The following is a 1116-nucleotide window of genomic DNA, read 5'->3' on the forward strand; positions in this document are numbered from 1 at the left end:
GCCCGGGCCCGCCTGGCGGAGGCGGAGGCCGCGGCGGGCATGGCCCGGGCCAGCGCCAAGGAGGCCCGCTCGGTCGACGACGCCAAGCTGTGGCTGCTGCTGGAGACCATCGGCCAGGCCGCCGTCGGGCTCCGCCGCGAGCTGGCCCTCGACCCGGTCGACCGGATGCCCGCCGACTTCGTGGCGGACGCCTTCGCCGATCAGGCGGCCACCACCCAGGCCGGCGCGGCCGCCCGCGCCCGGGACACCGACGACCCGGCCCGGCTGGACCAGCTCCTCGCCCTGCCCAAGGCGCACCTCGTCGTGGACGGCTACAACGTCACCAAGCGGGGTTTCGGCGAGATGTCGCTGGAGCAGCAGCGCACGCGGCTGATCAGTGGGCTGGGCGGGATCGCCGCGCAGACCGGGGACGAGGTCACCGTGGTCTTCGACGGCGCCGAGCGGATCCACGGGCTGCCGCCCGCGCCGCGCGGCGTGCGGGTGCTCTTCTCCCGCAAGGGGGAGACCGCCGACGAGCTGATCCGCCGGTTGGTCCGGGCCGAGCCCGCCGGGCGGCCGGTGGTCGTGGTCTCCTCCGACCGCGAGGTCGCCGACGGGGTACGCCGCCACGGGGCGTACCCGCTCGGCGCCGATTCCCTGCTCCGCCGGCTCGCCCGCTCCTGACGGCCGGGCCGCGCCCGGTCGGCGCGGTGGCGGGGTCGAGGGCGTTCGGATCGCGCCACTTCGGCGAGGTGGGGGCCGGATGATCGGGTTGGCGGCGGGTCCTGCCTCGTTGTCCGGTTCTGTCACACCCCTCGCCTAGCCTCGTGGTGACCGACGGTGGTGGGTCCTTCGCCGGACCGCCACCGGCGACGCGTCAGGAGGCGTTGATGCTCATCGACTGCGACACCTGCGGGATCCGCGGCGCCGGCTGCTCCGGCTGCCTGGTGACCGCGCTGCTCGACACCGGCTCGCCGGCGGCCGCGCTCGGCCCCGCCGAGCACCGGGCGATCGAGGTGTTCGCCCGCGCCGGCTTCGAGGTGGAGGTGCTGCCGCCGCCGTCCGTGCCGTGCGGCCGCGGGGCCCGGGGCCGCGTGGCCTGTGCGGTCGGTGCCGGCGGCGGCGGGTCGCCCGTCC

2 protein-coding genes are annotated in these 1116 nt (G+C 77.2%); both read left to right on the forward strand.

All coding sequences use genetic code 11. The annotated features are described in order from the left end of the window. The coding region (locus ACWEVO_RS36955) for an NYN domain-containing protein (RefSeq protein WP_452312014.1) at positions 1 to 663 on the forward strand (663 nt) is incomplete at its 5' end. Positions 664 to 869: 206 nt separating this feature from the next. After that, a partial coding sequence (locus tag ACWEVO_RS36960) for a hypothetical protein (RefSeq protein WP_452312015.1) occupies positions 870 to 1116 on the forward strand: 247 nt, incomplete at its 3' end.

This window comes from Micromonospora sp. NPDC003776 (assembly GCF_053605645.1).